We start from the raw sequence: 15,109 nt of genomic DNA, 5'->3' as shown, positions 1-15,109 counted from the left end.
CAGCAGACGGGCGACGGACCCGAAGCCCGCCGCCGCCCAGATGCGTCCGTCCGTTCAACAGGCGTCGAACAGGCGGTCGGCCGGGAAGATTTCGGTGATCTTCATGGTCAGTTCCGGCATCGGTGCCTCGCCCTTGACCACCTCGCCCCAGAGCCCGACCTGCGAGGCCTGATGGTCGCAGGCGCGCATCTCCTTGCGGCCCTCGACCGAGTTCTCATAGACGCTATTCGCGAAGGCCTTGACCCAGACATCTGCGTCCCAGCTGTCGGTCTGTTCCACCACGTCCAGCCACCAGCGTAGCCCGTCATAGGCTTCGCCCGCGAAGCTCGACGGAAACGCGCCATGCGCGTCTCGATAGGCATCGACGAAGGCATTGTTTGCCGGATTGTCGAGGCTGTAATGATAGCGCACGCCGGAATTCACCCCCAGCGCGGCCGGCCCGGTCGCGGCGGCAAAGACGTCGTCCTGCAGCACCGGGCCGAAGATCACCCTGTCCTTGCCCAGCGCGACCTGCCCGGCCTGCTTGACGAAGGTGATGCCGTCATTGCCGGTGGCCATGACCGCGATACCGTCGGCGTCGGATCGCGCCATCTTGTCGATGATCACCGAGAAATCGCGGTTGCCCAGCGGCGCGTAATCATTGCCGACGATCTCGACCCCGGCGGCCTTCGCCATCTCCGCGAACTGCTCGAAGCTGCTGCGCGTCGCCTGATAATCGGCCGTCACCGCATAGATCTTCTTCAGCCCGCGCGACTTGACGAACTCCATCGACATCTTGATTTCCATGCCGAGCGTGTTCGACGTCCGGAAGGAATAGGGTGCGCCGCCCCGCTCGGTGATCGCGTCATCGGCCGAGATGGTGACGAGATGGGGCACCTTGCGCTGGGTCGACAGGCTTTGCAGCGCCAGCGTCGAGGCCGAGCCGACCGCGCCGAACATCATCTGCGCGCCTTCCGCCAGCAGGCGGCTGGCCTTCTGCACCGCGGGCTGCGGCTTGGTCTCGTCATCCTCCCAGGTGAAGCGGATCGGCTTGTCCAGCACCTTGCCGCCGCGCTGTGCGACGGCGAGTTCGGCGCCCTTGCGCATGTCCTTGCCGATCAGACCATAGGCCCCCGAAAAGGCGAGAATGGCGGCGATATGGAACTCGTCCATCGTCCTGGCGCGCAGCATCGGCACAGGCAGCGTGGTGGCAAGAGCCGCAGCACCGGCCACGCGCAGAAAATCTCGGCGTTTCATGTTTCCTCCCAGGGATGTAACCCTCGAACGATCCGCCTGACATGAGCGAGAGCCGGCGCCCGGGATCATCCACAGGCGTCTGCCGTCGACTTATACGCAGGCATGATAGGAGCTGTCAGTTTCGGCCAATTGATCGTCACCTGTGCCACCCAGTCTCCCGGTTGGAACCGCGCGCCTCAAAACACCCGCTTTTCAACGGGATGAGCCTTCTGTCGCTTGTCTCCCAGGGATCAGGATGACAAGCTTCCGGCTGATTGAGAATGTTCGGGCATGCCAATAATTTGACTTTTTCTGCCAATCTGTCACGCTCGACACGAGTGTGAAATTATTAGGGCATACCATGAAGGTTGGTCTGATCCAAAGCATACGCCTTCCAAACCAGAGCATTCGGATCATGGCCGAAATTCTGGTCGAACATGGCATTGATCCCTTGCCGCTGGCGACTGAGGCAGGCCTGACCCCTGATGTCCTGCATGACCCCTGGAGCACGCTCAACGGCTATCAGGAGCTGGCGTTTCAGCGGCTGTTCTGGCGCGCGACGCAGCAGATTCCGGGCATCGGCTTCCTGACCGGGCTGCGCTACAGCCTGATCGCCTATGGCCCGCTCGGGCTGGCCGTGCTGGTCTCACGCGATGTCACCGAGGGCTTGTGCACCTTCGCCGCGATGCAGGGGCTGGGATATGCGCTGTTCGAATACGACATCCTGATGAAGGACGACATCGCCGTCACCTTCTTGGCCAATGACGACTACGTGCCTGCCGGGCTGATGGAATTCCTGCACGAGCGCCTGCTCGGTTCGGCGCTGACCTTCTTTCGCGACATGCGGCAGGCAAATCTACCGGTTCGCCTGATTGAAAGCCGGCTCGACCGGCCCAGGGGCTGGATGGGCCTGGAAGACCGCTGGCAGGCCGAGATCGTCTACCGGGCGCCGCGGAGCTGTTTCCATTTTGCCGACGGCGTCGGTGCCCTGCCGCTGCCACTGGCGAACCCGTCGCTGGCGGAGAACTATCGCCGGCTCTGCCAGAACATGCTCGACACCAGCCCGGCGCATGCCGGCATCGTGAAATCGGTCTATCAGTTGCTGATGCAGTCGCGCGGGGCCTTTCCGAACGCATCGGAAGCAGCACAGGCGCTGAACGTCTCGGAACGTTCGCTGCACCGCAAACTGGCCGAGACCGGCACCAGCTATCGTCAGGCGCTCGACAATGTCCGGCTGCGCCGCGCGCGCGAACTGCTCGACAGCTCGGATCTGCCGATGTCGGACATCAGCGACCGCTTGGGCTTCGCCGAAATGGCCAGCTTCTCAAGGTTCTTCCGCCGGGTCGCAGGCGTGCCGCCCTCGACCTATCGCAAGAGCGGTCTCCGCATCGTCGCCGCGTCGAGTTAGGACAGATCCTTAGAATTCAATCACCACTGACGGCACATCGCGCCGCGCCGCGCCATGGTACACAGCCTCGATGTTATTGCCGTCGGGGTCGAGCACGAAAGCGGCATAGTATCCGGGGTAATAACTCCGCTCTCCTGGTGCGCCGTTATCTCGCCCGCCATGGGCCAGCGCCGCGCGATGGAAGGCGTCCACTGTCGCGCGATCCCTGGCTTGAAAGGCGAGGTGATGGCGTCCTGTCAGGGCACCTCGTGCCGCCGGGCTTTCCGCCGAGGACACGACGAGTTCATCCGCCCAGAAATAGCCGTCGGTCGTGCCGATGACGGCGATCTCCAACACGGCCAACACCGCCGTATAGAAGTCCTGGCTAGCCTCCAGATCGCGCACGACGAGCTGGATGTGGTCGATCAGCCGGCCACGATACAGTCGGGTGGTGTCCATGTCGGTTCTCCCCGCAAAATGGGCTTGCGACGCCTTTCCTGAGCGGCGATGCGAATGATAACAGGCACGCTCTTCAAACCGCCACTCCGCGCGACACTGGCGCAGACGCGAGGCGCGCGCGTGACATGGTCACGCGCGCGCCCTGCATTGGGGGCCCTCAATGCATCAATGCCGGCGCCTCGGCGGCGGCGGTGCGGCTGGTGTGGCGGCGCAGGGCGAAGACCGCGGCCGAGGCCAGCAGGGCCGGGAGGACGGCGGCCATCACCACCGATCGCGCATCCCAGCCGGCGCCCAGAAGCAGGCCGCCGGCGACCGGGCCGATGATCGATCCGATCCGGCCCACGCCCAGCGCCCAGCCGACGCCGGTCGAGCGGATCGCGGTCGGATAGATGCCGGCCGTCAGCGCGTTCATGCCGATCTGGGCACCGACCACGCCGAAGCCGGCGAGGAAGGTCGCGGGCATCAGGATCCACAGATTGGATGCGCCCTGCGCCACGATCACGATGAACAGCGCCGAGGCGGCATAGGCGCTGCCCAGCACCAGATGCGGGTTGATCCGGTCGATCATCCGGCCCAGCGCGATGGCGCCGACCACGCCGCCAAGGTTGAGGATGGCGGTCGACAGGATCGCGATACCGATCGGCAGGCCGGTGCCGCGCAGCAGCGATGGCAGCCAGCTTACCAGGAAATACATCACCAGCAGGTTCATGAAGAACGCCGCCCACAGCAGCAGCGTCGTCCGCGCCCGGCCGTCCTGGAACAGCTTCGCCACCGGGAAACCGCGCGAGGCCGGCTCGTTCAGCACGAACACATCATCCGGTGCCGGCCGGTGGCTGGGATCAAGGCGGGTCAGGATGCGGTTGATCCGCAGGGCCGGTGCCCCGCGCGCCACCAGATAGCGCAGCGATTCCGGCAGCATGACCACCAGAACCGCCAGCACCACCAGCGGTGCGACACCCCCCAGAATGAACACCGACCGCCAGCCGAAGGCCTCGATCAATCGCGCGCTGGCAAGCCCGCCCAGCGTGGAGCCGAACGGAAAGCCGCAGAACATGATCGTGACCAGCGTCGCCCGCAGCCGCGCCGGGGCATATTCCGAGGTCAGCGCGATGATATTGGGCATGGCGCCACCAAGCCCGACCCCGGTCAGGAAGCGATAGAGCAGCAGGTCGTTGAAGCTGTCGGCCCAGGCCGTGACCAGCGAGAACACGCCGAACACCAGCATCGAGGCCAGGATGACGCTCTTGCGGCCGAAGCGGTCGGCGGCCGGGCTCAACACGAACGCGCCCACCGTCAACCCGGCCCGACCGGCGCCAAAGATCGGGCCGAAGCTGGCCATGTTCATCTGCCAGTCCTCGGCGATCACCGGCGCCACATAGGCGATGGCCTGGGTGTCGAAGCCGTCGAGCAGCGCGATCAGCGCGCAGAGTGCTGTAATCGTGAACTGAAATGGTCCGAACCGCGCGCGTTCGAACGCGGTGACGATGTCGATGGCCGGTTTCCGGTCCATGACGATCCCTCCCCCATGTCTCTATATTGATCTTGATTGATCTTGATTGTTCTTTTTATCGGCTCCTGCCTGCGGATGGGCGGGCAGGTCCGGTAGTGTCGCGTCCGGCTCAGGCGCCGGCTGCGGCCGCGCGGTACAGCCCGAGCTTTTCCTGCGCGGTGCGGTCGGAATAGCCGAACAGCACCAGATCGGTGGTGGCGCGCAGCGTCAGTTCCCGCCAGGACGGCACCACAAGGATGTCGCGGTCATCGAGGGTGAAGACCTCATCGCCGATCCGCGCCTCGCCGCGACCCTCCACCACCACGAAAACCGTGCCATCGGTCGACCGCCGCGGCCGGGTCTCGAACCCCGCCGGCAGATGCCGGAGATGGGCCGAGATGGTCGGCATGATCGCGCCGCCATCGGCGGGGTTCACGAATTCCAGCGCATGACCCAGCACCGGATCGGGTGCGTCAGCCGCGGCCAGATCGGCCAGCGCCGGCCGCCAGTCGGCATGGCGATAATGGAACAGCGGCTGCCCTGCCGGCCGCCGGTCGGCGGTGCTGGCGCGCATCGGCCTGAGATTGCGGCCATAACGCCGATGGGCATCGCCCGGCGGCACGGTTTCCGGATGGGCGGCCTGCGGCAGCCGTTCGGCGAAGCTGGCATCGAAATGGCGGATGGTCGGAATATCGAGCCCATCGAGCCAGATCATCGGCCGGCCCGAGGCATTGCCTTGGTCATGCCATTGCCAGTTCGGAGTCAGCACCAGATCGAATGGTGCCATGATCGCCTTCTCGCCATCCACCGCCGTATAGGCGCCCTCACCCTCCATCACGAAGCGCAGGGCCGACTGGGTGTGGCGGTGACAGGGCGCCACCTCTCCGGGCAGGATCAGTTGCAACCCGGCATAGAGGCTGGTGGTGATGCCGGAACTGCCGGCAAGACCGGGATTTTCCAGGATCAGCACCCGACGCTCGGCCGCTTCCGCGCTGATCAGATCGCCGGCGCGCAGCAGGTAATCGCGGGCGGTGGCATAATCCCACCGCCAGGCCAGGGCCGGCGATCGCGGCTGTGGCGTCACCAGATCCGCCAGCACCTCCCATAGCGGATACAGCGAACGTGGCCGCATCTCGTCATAAAGCTGCTGAAGCTGGGCCGCATTGTCATTCGCCCGCGTCATGCCCCACCTCCTCCACCGACATCTCCTCCGCCAACCTCGACATACAGCATCCCGTCCTCCAGCTTCACCGGGAAACTGCGCACCGCCACGGTGCAGGGTGCGCCCACCGGTGCGCCGGTGCGGACATCGAACAGCCCCTGATGCAGCGGGCATTCGATCAGATGGCCGTCGAGATAGCCGTCCGACAGAAAGGCGCGGCCATGGGTGCAGATATCGGCCGTGGCGTAATAGGCACCGTCCACGTCATACAGGGCGATGCGGTGGCCGCCGGCCTCGGCGCAGGCGACCCCCTCACCCGCCAGCGCCGTGGCCGGGATGGTCTTGATCCAGCTCATGGTTCCATGTCCTCAGGCGGGTTCCGGCTCAGGCGGGATAGATCAGGCTGTTGGGGATCATCTCGCTGTCGATCACCACCACCCGTTCTGCCAGCAGCAGGCCGCCGGCCTGTTCCACCACCAGATCGTGACACACCGCCGACAGCACGATCTCGGACTGACGGTCGATCAGCGTCTGCACCACCAGCAGGTTATGGCGGGTGCGAACCCCCCGGTCATCGACCGTCATCCTGATCGGACCGGGAAACCGCCGGTAATAGCGCGGCGCATACATTTGTGTGGTGGTCAGCCCGGTGACCCGGTCCTGAAGCATGCCGCGGCTTTCGGCCTGCATGGTACACAGCGTATAGCCGCGCTCGGCATTCTCGCGCGGGATCACCCGATACAGGCAGTCCACGGTGAAGAAATCCGGCCAGTCGGCCAGCCGCACATCGTCGAGCGTGTCGTAATAGGCGTCATACAGGTCACGGACCCGCGCGCGCATATCGACCGCCGGTGCCGCATCGGTTGCGATCATGGTCACAGCCCCATCATCTCCCGCCAATAGCGATACATGCCGCGGATCGCGGTTTCGGTGACCATGTAATCGGTGGGCGCGACGTCACGGCCACCCATCATCACCAGCGCGTCCTGATCAGGCACCGGCTGGAAGCCCTGCTGGCTCATCTCGATGATCTCGCCATCATCGGCCGATACGAAACCAGCGGGGCCGAACAGATTGGCCTGCCGGGTGCGCCGCAACTTCATCTCGGGCGTGTCGTCGGCATAGCACCAATGGGTCCAGTGGAAATCGAAACCGGCGGGGCCGGTGGGCACGATCTGGCGCGCGGTCAGTGAATTGACCTGCTGCTGAAGGATGACGCTGGGAAACACCGTGATCATCCCCTCCGTCTCGTCGCCGGGGAATTCCTTCACCACGTCCAGAATGCGCGGATCCTCAAGCTTCAGATCGCTCTGGAAGTTGCGCATGTCGGCGGTGACGTCGTTCACCTCCTGCTCGCCCTTGCGGCTGATCAGAATGCCGTGACGGCCGGTGTCGTCCATGTCGACCGCAGACTTCTGGTCGGCGCGGAACAGGCCGAAGGTCACGAAGAACACATGCAGCAATCCCGCGTGATAGGGATCCTTGATGTTCTCCATCATCAGCTTCCAATTGGCCGGGATGTGCTGGCGGTTATAGCCCAGCACCTCCAGCTTGCGGCCGTCATAGACCCGGGTGTAATGCGCCCAGAATTTTTCACCCAGATAGTCGCGGAAGGGTGGCGTGTCGTCCGAGAAGGTCGCCCAGACCACGCCGTTGACCACCTCGACCCGCAACCGGCGCAGGCCGTGATTGGCCGGGTCGAAATCCTGCGGCATGCCGCCCTGGCGCTTCACGCCCCGACGGAACGGCACGCCGACCAGATTGCCGCGCAGGTCATAGGCCCATTGGTGATAGGGGCACAGCAGATCCTGGGTATGGCCCTGGCGCGCTTGGCAGAACTTCACGCCGCGATGCGCACAGCGGTTCTCCACCACGCTGATCTCGTCCTCGGCGCTCCGGATCACGATCACCGGCCGCGCGCCGAGCGTGGTGGTCTTGAAGTCACCCACCGCCGGTATCTCGGCCTCCAGCGCGCAATACAGCCAGTGCGGCCCGTACCAGATGCGCTGAAGCTCGCGGTCATAGACCGCCTGATCGGTATAAACCCAATAGGGCACCTTGCCGGCGTCGTCGGTTCCCCAAGCCCGGCCGGCCCAAGCGTGATCCGTCTGCACGGTCATCCTCAGCCTCCCTCGCCCCGCCGCTGATGGCGCGGCTTGTTGCATATTGTGTGATTAGTTGTATAGTGTGCGACGAACAGCCGTCAAGCCGGTTCGTAAACCAGCCAGCGCGGCGCCCCCTAGAGACAGCCATCCCCAAGGAGAAATCGATGACGGCAGGCGCGGTGATCATCGGTGCCGGACAGGCCGGCGGGCGCGCGGCGCTGATGCTGGCCGAGGGCGGCTATAACGGTCCGGTCACCCTGATCGGGGCCGAAACCCTGCCGCCCTATGAGCGGCCGCCGCTGTCGAAAGACATGTTGAACGACCCGGCAACGCCGCCGACCTGGCTGGCCGATCCCGCGCAGTATCAGCAGGCCGGCATCCGCCTGATGCTGGGCCGGCAGGCCACTGCCATCGACCGGCGCGCCGCCCGCATCCGGCTGGATGACGGCACGCATCTGCCCTATGCGCATCTGGTGCTGGCCACCGGCAGCCGGCCCCGCCGCCTGCCCTTCACGCTCGACCGCCTGCACGACCTGCGCACGATCGACGACGTGACCGCGCTGTCGGCGCGCGCGGCGCGGGCGCGCTCGGTGCTGATTGTCGGTGGCGGTGTCATCGGGCTGGAGGTCGCGGCCACACTGGCCACAAAGGGGCTGGCCGTCACCGTGGTCGAGATCGGCTCACGGCTGCTGGGGCGCAACTTCCCGGCGCCGGTGGCGGCCCTGATCGCCGCCCGCCATGCCGCCGCCGGCGTGGCGATCCGCACCGCGACCCGGGTGCGGGCGATGCGCGAGGATACCGACGGCATTCATGCCACCCTGTCGGATGGCGCCATCCTGTCCGCCGATATCGCGGTGGCGGGCATCGGCGTGGTGCCCGATAGCGGGCTGGCCCAGGCGGCGGGGCTGGCGGTGGATGACGGCATCGTGGTCGACGACCGGATGTGCAGCAGCGACCCGGCGATCTTCGCGATCGGCGATGTCGCGGCCCAGCCGGGGCCGGCAGGCCGGGCGATGCGTTGCGAGACCTGGCAGAATGCCAATGTCACCGCCGCCCATGCGGTGGCGGCGATCCTTGGCACCGCGCCGCCGCAGGCCGAGGCGCCGTGGTTCTGGACCGATCAGTATGACCTGAATGTTCAGCTTGCCGGGCAGACCGGGCCCGAGGCCGATGGCGCGCGGATCGTCGAGCAGCGGGCGCTCACCGGCGGCCGGCTGTTTCTGGTGCTCGACGGCAACCGGCTGATCGGTGCCGCCGCGGTGAATGCCGGGCGCGAGATGAGCATCTGCCGCCGGCTGGTCACGACCGGCGCCGTGCTGCCCGATGCCTTGATCACGGCTGCCGCCTTCGACAGCCGCGCCGCCCGCGCCTGCCTCAATCCCCGGCCGGCCAGCGTCCGCCTAGTCGATGCGTGATCGCGCGGGCGGTGTCGATCAACTGGGCACGCGCCACGTCGTCACCCCCGGTGCCGAAATTCTGCGAGGCGATCACCGACAGCGCCAGCACCAACTGCCCCTGAAGATTGAACACCGGTGCCGCGAAAGCGCGCAGGCCCGGCGCCGTGGTGCCGTCGACCCAGGCCACCAGATCGCGGCGCACCTGCTGGCGCAGGGCATCGATATCCACCGGGCCGTCGCTGCGCTCGACGACCAGCTCGCGTTGCAGCAGGTCCGACACGAAACTCTCGTTCAGAAAGGCCAGGAAGATCCGGCCGGTGGCCGATTGGGTCAGCGACAGATGCGAGCCGATGGCCAGTGTGGTGTAGACCGGCGGGCTGCCCGGATACCAGCGGATGATGGTCGGGCCGCTATCGGCCCAGACCGCGATCAGCACCGTGCGGCCGGTGGCGGCGACCAGCGCCTCGGCGCCCTGCCCCGCCTGTTCGAACACATCGAGCCGGCCCATGGCGGCAAGCCCCAGTCTCAGCGCGCCGGTGTGCAGGTCATACAGCGCGGTCGCCGCATCCTGGCGCAGATAGCCGGCATTGACGAAGCTCGCCAGATAGCGGTGGGTCTGGCTGGTCGACTGACCGGCGGCCCGCGCCACATCCGACAACGTTGCCGGACGGCCCAGCCTGACCAGGGCATCCAGCACCCCCAGCCCGATTTCCACCGACTGGATGCCTTTGCGCCGCTCCACCATGCCGCCTGCTCCTGATGTCCGACCACCGATATCGGCCGGCACCATAGCCGGTCGGCATCGCTGCGACAATGAAGCCCACACCCGTCATAAGGGATATCAATGACCAGTTATGCTTTTCCGGCGCCAACCTGGCCGGCAGCCCCGATCCAGGGTGACGCGCGCCTGTTTCCCATCCGGCGCATTTTCTGCGTCGGGCGCAATTACGAAGCCCATGCCCGCGAAATGGGGGTGGAGGTCGATCGCGAGGCGCCGTTCTATTTCACCAAATCTGCCCTGGCGTTTCAGCCATCGGGCACCACCATCCCCTATCCGCCGGGCACGGCGAATTATCATTACGAGATGGAGCTTGTGGTCGCCATCGGCCGCCCCGCCTTCCGGGTCGATGCGGCATCGGCGCTGGAGGCCGTGTTCGGTTATGCCTGCGGGCTCGACATGACCCGGCGCGATCTGCAACTGGCCGCCCGTGCGGTTCAGCGACCGTGGGATCTGGGCAAGGATGTCGAGCAGTCGGCGGTGCTGTCCGATATCGTGCCGGTCGCGACCTGCGGCCACCCCACGGCCGGTGCCCTGGAGCTGCGGGTCAATGACGTCACCCGCCAGTCGAGCGATATCGGCCTGTTGATCTGGCCGGTGGCGCCGCTGATCGCCCATCTGTCGCAGTTCTATCATCTGGCGCCGGGCGACCTGATCTATACCGGCACGCCCGAAGGTGTCGGCGCCGTGGTCGCGGGCGACCGGATCGAGGGCTCGGTCGCGGGCCTCGGCACCATCGCGCTCACCATCGGCGATCCGGAATAAGCGCCACGCCAGCGGCAGCCGCTACCAGATCGCCGCCAGGATCACGATCACCACCAGCGCCACCAGCCCGCCGATGAAGATGCGGCGGCGCTGGCGGGTGCGCAGGATGATCTCGCCCTGACTGGTATCCTGGCCCGAATAGGCCGGCCCGGTATCCTCACCCGAATAAGCCGGGCGGGCGGCGGTCGGGCTTTCCATCGCCGGATCGGCCGCGATCGGCGGCTCGTGATCGGTGCCCGACGCGGTGCCTCGGCGGGTGCCGGTGATGCTGGGCTCCACCATCTCCGGCCGATCGGCCGGACTCCCGGGCGCGGGGTGGGTCGGATCGGGATCGACCGGCCCCGGCCCAGCAGGGTTGGCCGGATCGACCGGCTCCACCGGCCCCGGCGGGTGCTGCGGCGCCCCACCCGCTGGCGTTGCAGCCGCTGCTGCCGGGCGCGGGTCATCCATCGGCCGCGGCGTGGTCGATGGTTGCGGATCGGGCATCGGCCGCGCGGTCGGGCGCGGTTCGGGTTCACCACGGGGACTGGTATCGGCGCGGGGATCGGTATCGGAGCGCGGGGTGGGGCTCGCCATAGCGGGGCCTCCTTGGTTGCCGGGTGCTTATGCCGATAACCCCTCTTCCGCCAACGGGTTCCGACACGGCCCGTGGCGGCGCAGAACGCCTCCTGGCATGCCCTTTGCCACCTCATCCTGGCTGGCCGGTTCCGGCCGCAATTGCCGGGGTATGGCCTCAGTCCGTATTGCGCGGTTCAGGATTGCTTCAGCGCGTTCCCTGTCAAAGGCCGATAATGTTGCCGCTTGCTGCAACCGCCGCCTGTTCCACCCCGTGGCATGGGCGGCAGGTCAGTCGGCCTCGGTGAAGAAATCCTCGTCCAGCCGCTTGACCGCGATCATCCGGCTGGTGCGCACGCCCACATCATGCTCGATCATCAGATCAGCCAGTTGGGCGCCATCGATCAGCACGATCCGCTGCGGCAGATGGCGCACGAAATCGCGTGCACCACTTGAAAAGCTGGAGGTGGTGACAAACACGCCCTTGGTGGCGCCGAACCCCACGAGACTGCCTAGAAAACCCTGCACATCGGGCCGCCCGACGCTGTTTTCCGGCGCATAGCGCTTGGCCTGGACATAGACCCGGTCCAGCCCCAGCCGGTCTTCATTGATCACGCCATCGACGCCGCGATCACCGCTGCGCCCCAGCCGGGTGGCGGCATCGGCATGCGACCCGCCATAGCCCATCGCCACCAGCAGATCGATGATCACCCGTTCAAAGAAGTCGGGCGTGTTCAGCAGGATGCGCGCGATCAGGTCGTCACGCAGCGCCGATTGCAGCGCCTGCCAGGCGTTGTCGATCAGCTCTTCCGGCGTCTGGTCCTGCGGCGATGCTGCCGCGCCGTCATCGGCCGTCGCCGCCGGCTTGCCATAGAACGCCGCGAAGGCCGGATAGGCCTTCAGGCTGTGGGTATCGATCCGCTCAGGACGCGTCGCCAGCACGCGCAGCCCTTCCGGGGTGGCAATGAAGCGCCCTTTGCCCAAGGCCTCGATCAATCCGGCCTTGGTCAGATAGAATTTCGCCCAATGGATGCGGTTGTGGATCACCCGCTGCCGGCCGCTCGGCAGCAGGGCTGCGCGTTCATCCGCGGTCAGCCCGACATCATCCGCGATCTGGTCGACCACCGCCGCGACCCTGGCCTCCCCCTGGCCCGCGATCCGCAGCACCGGCAGCATCAGGGTCTGATAATCGGGAATCGGCATCAGGCGCATCCTTGGGCGTAACAACAGCGCCACGCAGGATAGCGGCAGCGGCCGGGAACACGCCACAAGATTGGGTGTGCCCGGCCTCGGTCGAGCCTGTCGCCTCAGGCAGCGGCGCCCACTGCCTTCAGCGCCGCGATCTCGTCGGCCGAGAAGCCCCAATCGGCAAGGCCCTGATCGGTATGGGTTCCGGGGGCCGGCGGCGGGGTCGGCTGGTCCGGCATCGTGCGGCTGAAGCGCGGCGCCGGGCCCGGCTGAACCACGCCGTCGATCTCGATAAAGGTGCCGCGGGCACGGTTATGGGGGTGTTCCGGCGCCTCGAACATCGACAGCACCGGGGCAAAACACACATCGGTGCCTTCCATGATCGCGCACCATTCGTCACGGGTCCTGGTGCGGATCACCTCGGCCAGTTTCACCTTCAACGCCGGCCATTGCGCCTTGTCGTTCTGTGGCGCGAACGTCTCGGGGTCGAGCCCGGCAAGTCGGACCAGTTCGGCATAGAATTGCGGTTCGATCGAGCCGATCGAGACATGAAGGCCGTCGGCGGTTTCATAGGTGTCGTAGAAATGGGCGCCGCCATCGACCAGATTGGCCTCTCGGCGATCTTCCCAGCCACCGGCCGCCGCCATGCCATACATCATGGTCATCAGGCTGGCGGCGCCATCGATCATCGTGGCATCGACCACCTGGCCCTGGCCGCTCCGGCGGGTTTCCAGCAGCGCCGAGACCAGCCCGAAGGCCAGATACAGCGCGCCACCGCCGAAATCCCCCACCAGATTGAGCGGCGGCACCGGCTTGTCGGCAGCCCCGATCGCATGCAGCGCGCCCGACATTGCGATGTAGTTGATGTCGTGACCGGCCACCTTGGCCAGCGGCCCGGTCTGGCCGAAACCGGTCATGCGGCCATAGACCAGCTTCGGGTTGCGGGCAAGACAGGCCTCGGGCCCCAGACCCAGCCGTTCCATCACGCCGGGACGGAAACCCTCGGTGATGATGTCGGCGCTCTCGACCAGCTTCAGCACCGCGGCGATGCCCTCGGGCTTCTTCAGGTCGATCACCACCGACCGCTTGCCACGATTGGTCAGGTCGAATTTCGGCTCGAACAGCCCGCTGCCGGTCGACCGCTCGATGCGCAGCACATCGGCGCCCATATCGGCCAGCAGCATGGCGCAGAACGGCCCCGGCCCCAGCCCCGCGATCTCGACGACCCTGATCCCCTGAAGCGGACCCATCAGATACCTCCCTGTCGGTTGCGGCGCGCCGCTATGCCTGTCTGGCCATATGTCCCGGATATGCCCCTGAACATATGCCCGGCTATGATTGAAGCGATCCGGCCGGATCCGCAACCGTAATTTGACCAGCCGGTATCATTGCGCCCCGGCGGTCACTCCAGATGCCCGCGCCTGATGACCACCGCCCGCCGCCGCGCTCATCCGGCCGGGATCACGCCGGCAGAGTTGCCGCCGATGCGGCCTATCCTTACCCGGCGACCACCACACGGTTGCGGCCGCCGTTCTTCGCCTCATAGAGCATTTCGTCAGCCATACGCAGCACCATGCCCGCGTCGGCACCGTGCTCGGGCAGCGCGGCGACGCCCAGCGAAATGGTGATCCGGCCCACAGGGTCGACCAGGTCTTGCGCGGCGGCACGGCGCAGTCGTTCCGCCACCACCGCGGCCGACGCGGCGCTGGTCGATGGCAGCAGCAGCAGCAGGAACTCCTCGCCGCCCAGCCGGCAGACGATATCCGCCTCGCGCGCGCAACTCTGGATGGTCAGCGACAGATTACGCAGAACGGAATCGCCCGCGTCATGCCCGAAGGTGTCGTTCACCCGCTTGAAATGATCAATGTCCAAGGCGATGGCAGCAAAAGGGCGCGCCTCGGCCCGCCACTCGTCGAGCACGGCATCAAGACCACGACGGTTGAGCACGCCGGTCAACGGATCTGTCTGCACATCCCGGTTCAGTCGGCCGATCTTGGTGTTGACCAGACCGATACCGACCAGCATCGCCCGTTTGATCTGCAAGGCCTCATGATACCACGATCGGACGTTCCGCAGCTTGTCGGCGGTCCCCTCACGGTCCATATGCTGCGCACCATCGGCCAGTTGCCACAGCGGCCGCGAGATCAGGCGCGTGAACCACCAGATGAAGATCAGCGTCAGGGCACCCAGTGGCAGGGTGTTCCGCACCACCTTCCATGTCAGGTCGTTCAATCCCGCCAGAGTGGCATCGAATGGCCGCTGCGCCACGATCCCCCAACCGGTCGCCGGCACCAGTGCGAAGCCCGCGAGCATGTCGACGCCACGGCTGTTCACCACCCGCTGGCGGCCGTTCTCGCCACGGATGATGGCGTCGATCACGACATTGGCGCCCACCACCTCTCCCACCCGGCCCGGATCGGGGTGGTACAGAAGCCGGCGACTCTGGTCGACAACATACAGATAGCTCTCGTCCTCGTAATAATGCTCCCCAAGCAGGCTGCTCAGGATGCTTTTATCCTTCAGATAGATGAGCCTGTTGCAGAATGGGCTCCAACCCTGTCGATGTCCGCTTGCCCCCGCGCTGCGGGGCTGATTCCCTCGGGTGATGT

General features: G+C 66.2%; 15 protein-coding genes. 3 read left to right on the top strand and 12 right to left on the bottom strand.

Translation table 11 applies throughout. The features are described from left to right. Positions 1-54: 54 nt before the first annotated feature. Positions 55-1,236 carry an ABC transporter substrate-binding protein gene (locus tag IEW15_RS19060; protein ID WP_188580878.1) on the bottom strand — a complete coding sequence of 394 codons (1,182 nt, stop codon included), beginning with the start codon at positions 1,234-1,236 and terminating at the stop codon, positions 55-57. Between the two features lie 394 nt (positions 1,237-1,630). Here IEW15_RS19060 and IEW15_RS19055 point away from each other — a divergent pair, with 394 nt between their 5' ends. After that, positions 1,631-2,623, top strand: coding sequence for an AraC family transcriptional regulator (locus IEW15_RS19055; RefSeq protein ID WP_229708321.1), 993 nt, complete (start codon positions 1,631-1,633; stop codon positions 2,621-2,623). 9 nt (positions 2,624-2,632) lie between these two features. Here the strand turns inward: IEW15_RS19055 and IEW15_RS19050 are convergent, their stop codons facing one another. The 6 genes from IEW15_RS19050 to IEW15_RS19025 all read right to left on the bottom strand — a co-directional run bounded on the left by IEW15_RS19050 (position 2,633) and on the right by IEW15_RS19025 (position 7,832). Then, positions 2,633-3,061 (bottom strand): VOC family protein, encoded by a 429-nt coding sequence (locus tag IEW15_RS19050; protein ID WP_188580873.1) that lies wholly within the window; start codon positions 3,059-3,061, stop codon positions 2,633-2,635. A 157-nt stretch (positions 3,062-3,218) separates the two neighbouring features. Then, positions 3,219-4,571 carry an MFS transporter gene (locus IEW15_RS19045; RefSeq protein ID WP_188580870.1) on the bottom strand — a complete coding sequence of 451 codons (1,353 nt, stop codon included), beginning with the start codon at positions 4,569-4,571 and terminating at the stop codon, positions 3,219-3,221. Positions 4,572-4,680: 109 nt separating this feature from the next. Next, entirely contained in the window at positions 4,681-5,733 is a 1,053-nt protein-coding gene (gtdA, locus tag IEW15_RS19040; protein WP_188580868.1) for a gentisate 1,2-dioxygenase, read from the bottom strand. Next, the gene (locus tag IEW15_RS19035; protein WP_188580866.1) at positions 5,730-6,068 is read right to left on the bottom strand and encodes a non-heme iron oxygenase ferredoxin subunit; all 339 of its coding nucleotides are present in this window, start codon (positions 6,066-6,068) and stop codon (positions 5,730-5,732) included. Before IEW15_RS19035 ends, gtdA begins: the two co-directional genes overlap by 4 nt. A 28-nt stretch (positions 6,069-6,096) precedes the next feature. Then, positions 6,097-6,585: an aromatic-ring-hydroxylating dioxygenase subunit beta gene (locus IEW15_RS19030; protein ID WP_188580926.1), complete on the bottom strand. Its 489-nt coding sequence runs from the start codon at positions 6,583-6,585 to the stop codon at positions 6,097-6,099. Between the two features lie 2 nt (positions 6,586-6,587). Beyond that, positions 6,588-7,832 carry an aromatic ring-hydroxylating dioxygenase subunit alpha gene (locus IEW15_RS19025; RefSeq protein ID WP_188580864.1) on the bottom strand — a complete coding sequence of 415 codons (1,245 nt, stop codon included), beginning with the start codon at positions 7,830-7,832 and terminating at the stop codon, positions 6,588-6,590. Positions 7,833-7,981: 149 nt separating this feature from the next. Between IEW15_RS19025 and IEW15_RS19020 the strand changes: the two genes are divergently transcribed. After that, the gene (locus tag IEW15_RS19020; protein ID WP_188580862.1) at positions 7,982-9,232 is read left to right on the top strand and encodes an NAD(P)/FAD-dependent oxidoreductase; all 1,251 of its coding nucleotides are present in this window, start codon (positions 7,982-7,984) and stop codon (positions 9,230-9,232) included. Here IEW15_RS19020 and IEW15_RS19015 read toward each other — a convergent pair. After that, positions 9,192-9,959 carry an IclR family transcriptional regulator gene (locus IEW15_RS19015; protein WP_188580860.1) on the bottom strand — a complete coding sequence of 256 codons (768 nt, stop codon included), beginning with the start codon at positions 9,957-9,959 and terminating at the stop codon, positions 9,192-9,194. The two genes, IEW15_RS19020 and IEW15_RS19015, sit on opposite strands and share 41 nt — an antisense overlap. A 99-nt stretch (positions 9,960-10,058) precedes the next feature. On the opposite strand from IEW15_RS19015, the gene IEW15_RS19010 reads away from it, so the two are divergent. Further along, entirely contained in the window at positions 10,059-10,757 is a 699-nt protein-coding gene (locus IEW15_RS19010) for a fumarylacetoacetate hydrolase family protein (RefSeq protein WP_188580858.1), read from the top strand. Positions 10,758-10,778: 21 nt separating this feature from the next. Here IEW15_RS19010 and IEW15_RS19005 read toward each other — a convergent pair whose 3' ends face one another. From IEW15_RS19005 to IEW15_RS18990, 4 genes are all read right to left on the bottom strand, one after another. Next, entirely contained in the window at positions 10,779-11,333 is a 555-nt protein-coding gene (locus IEW15_RS19005; RefSeq protein WP_188580857.1) for a hypothetical protein, read from the bottom strand. Between the two features lie 270 nt (positions 11,334-11,603). After that, positions 11,604-12,515: a restriction endonuclease gene (locus IEW15_RS19000; RefSeq protein WP_188580855.1), complete on the bottom strand. Its 912-nt coding sequence runs from the start codon at positions 12,513-12,515 to the stop codon at positions 11,604-11,606. Positions 12,516-12,619: 104 nt separating this feature from the next. After that, complete coding sequence (locus tag IEW15_RS18995; protein WP_306432652.1) at positions 12,620-13,750, bottom strand: CaiB/BaiF CoA transferase family protein; 1,131 nt, start codon at positions 13,748-13,750, stop codon at positions 12,620-12,622. 247 nt (positions 13,751-13,997) lie between these two features. Then, positions 13,998-15,109: sensor domain-containing diguanylate cyclase (locus tag IEW15_RS18990; protein ID WP_188580853.1), on the bottom strand; the 1,112-nt coding region annotated here is incomplete at its 5' end.

The sequence above is a fragment of the Tistrella bauzanensis genome (assembly GCF_014636235.1).
In the GTDB taxonomy this organism is placed as follows: domain Bacteria; phylum Pseudomonadota; class Alphaproteobacteria; order Tistrellales; family Tistrellaceae; genus Tistrella; species Tistrella bauzanensis.
Note: the sequence above shows the minus strand (reverse complement) of the source record. Positions and strands in the feature narration are given on the sequence as shown.

Coding starts and splice junctions, on each gene's coding strand:
- IEW15_RS19060 (WP_188580878.1), bottom strand. CDS start 1,236: ATGAAACGCCGAGATTTTCTGCGCGTGGCCGGTGCTGCGGCTCTTGCC.
- IEW15_RS19055 (WP_229708321.1), top strand. CDS start 1,631: ATGGCCGAAATTCTGGTCGAACATGGCATTGATCCCTTGCCGCTGGCG.
- IEW15_RS19050 (WP_188580873.1), bottom strand. CDS start 3,061: ATGGACACCACCCGACTGTATCGTGGCCGGCTGATCGACCACATCCAG.
- IEW15_RS19045 (WP_188580870.1), bottom strand. CDS start 4,571: ATGGACCGGAAACCGGCCATCGACATCGTCACCGCGTTCGAACGCGCG.
- gtdA (WP_188580868.1), bottom strand. CDS start 5,733: ATGACGCGGGCGAATGACAATGCGGCCCAGCTTCAGCAGCTTTATGAC.
- IEW15_RS19035 (WP_188580866.1), bottom strand. CDS start 6,068: ATGAGCTGGATCAAGACCATCCCGGCCACGGCGCTGGCGGGTGAGGGG.
- IEW15_RS19030 (WP_188580926.1), bottom strand. CDS start 6,585: ATGATCGCAACCGATGCGGCACCGGCGGTCGATATGCGCGCGCGGGTC.
- IEW15_RS19025 (WP_188580864.1), bottom strand. CDS start 7,832: ATGACCGTGCAGACGGATCACGCTTGGGCCGGCCGGGCTTGGGGAACC.
- IEW15_RS19020 (WP_188580862.1), top strand. CDS start 7,982: ATGACGGCAGGCGCGGTGATCATCGGTGCCGGACAGGCCGGCGGGCGC.
- IEW15_RS19015 (WP_188580860.1), bottom strand. CDS start 9,959: ATGGTGGAGCGGCGCAAAGGCATCCAGTCGGTGGAAATCGGGCTGGGG.
- IEW15_RS19010 (WP_188580858.1), top strand. CDS start 10,059: ATGACCAGTTATGCTTTTCCGGCGCCAACCTGGCCGGCAGCCCCGATC.
- IEW15_RS19005 (WP_188580857.1), bottom strand. CDS start 11,333: ATGGCGAGCCCCACCCCGCGCTCCGATACCGATCCCCGCGCCGATACC.
- IEW15_RS19000 (WP_188580855.1), bottom strand. CDS start 12,515: ATGCCGATTCCCGATTATCAGACCCTGATGCTGCCGGTGCTGCGGATC.
- IEW15_RS18995 (WP_306432652.1), bottom strand. CDS start 13,750: ATGGGTCCGCTTCAGGGGATCAGGGTCGTCGAGATCGCGGGGCTGGGG.